We start from the raw sequence: 1,275 nt of genomic DNA on the forward strand, positions 1-1,275 counted from the left end.
GCAGGATGGCCTGCAGCAGCGGCGCCGGCGCCGCCTCGCCAGCGGCTGCCGGTGCGCTGGCAGCCGCCGGCGGCAGGGTCGGGTCGAGGGCGGCGCGTACCGGCAGCGCCAGCAGGCAGGCGATCAGCAGCAGGATCCTAGACACCGACCCACCCCGCATGACGGCTGAGGGTGTACAGCTCGATGACGATGCGCGCCTTGCCGGGGCCGGCCTCGCCGACCTGGTAGTCGAGGCGCTCCCAGAACAGGCGGCGGCCGCCGGGCTGGCGGCTCTGCTGCTCGATGCCGCGCAGGTAGTCGCGCAGTTCGAAGTAGCTGCCCTCCAGGGTCAGGCGCATGCCATGGCGGTAGAGCACCGGCACGGCATCCGGCTGCTCCCGCTCGGCGGCGGCCGGCTTCTCGCCCTCCGGCAGGGCGGCGGGCAGCTCGAGCGGCGCGGAGAAGCTCTCCAGGGCCAGCAGGCGCAGTTGCGGACGGCTCTGCAACAGTTCCTGCAGCACCTGCCGCATGCGCTGCGGGTCGATCAGCGCGGCCGTCTCCTCCTCCAGGCCGGCGAGCTGGCGCTCGCGCAGCGCCTGGGCCGCGAGCAGCGCCTGGCGCAGCGCCCGGTCCGGATCGACGGCGGCGCGCGCCTGCAGCTCGGCATCGGCACTGCGTGCCTCGAGCAGGCGGGTCTCGGCGCCCTGGCGCTCGGTCTGCAGGCGCGCGAGGCGCTGGGCCAGCGGGTCGTGGCCGAGCAGCAGCCAGGCCATGGCCGGCAGCAGCAGGGCGACGCCGGCGGCCATCCACTGTTCGCGGGCGCTCAGGCCCTGCCAGCGTTGTGCCAGGTCGCTCATCGGGCGGTCTCCTCGCTGGCGGCCGCCTGCGAGGCTAGGCGGAAGCGCAGCACGCCGGCATCGTCGCGGTCGAGATCGAAACGGGCGAACTGCCTGCCGGCGAAGGCCGGGCTGCGGCCGAGGCTGGCGAGGTAGCCCGGCAGCAGTTCGGCCTGCTGGCTCGCGCCTTCCAGCAACAGGTCGCGGCCGCCCTGTTCGAGACGGATGGTATCCAGCCAGACGCCGGCCAGATGGCGCTCGGCGAGGGCATCGAGGGGGCCGCTGAAACCGCTGCTGCGCTCGGCGAGCAAGCCCTGCAGGTGTTCGCCGAGGCGCTGCAGTTGACGGTTCTCCGCCTCCAGCGCGGCCAGCTGCGGCGGCAGGCGCGGGTCGGCCTGGGGCTCGCGGAAGCTGGCGCGACGGGCGGCCAGCGCCGCCTCGGCCTGCTCGGCGGCCTGGC

General features: G+C 75.1%; 2 protein-coding genes. Both read right to left on the reverse strand.

Translation table 11 applies throughout. From position 1 onward, the window contains the following. Positions 1-137: 137 nt before the first annotated feature. On the reverse strand, positions 138-836 hold the full coding sequence (locus E5198_RS21185; RefSeq protein WP_136491864.1) for a type II secretion system protein M: 699 nt from the start codon (positions 834-836) through the stop codon (positions 138-140). Then, positions 833-1,275, reverse strand: a 443-nt coding sequence (locus tag E5198_RS21710) for a PilN domain-containing protein (RefSeq protein ID WP_168772576.1), incomplete at its 5' end; no start/stop codon positions are given. The genes E5198_RS21185 and E5198_RS21710, both read right to left, overlap by 4 nt.

The organism is Pseudomonas sp. A-1 (genome assembly GCF_004801855.1).
Lineage (GTDB): Bacteria > Pseudomonadota > Gammaproteobacteria > Pseudomonadales > Pseudomonadaceae > Geopseudomonas.

Bases quoted from the DNA above. Each gene is read 5' to 3' on its own strand.
- E5198_RS21185 (WP_136491864.1), bottom strand. From the start codon at position 836: ATGAGCGACCTGGCACAACGCTGGCAGGGCCTGAGCGCCCGCGAACAG.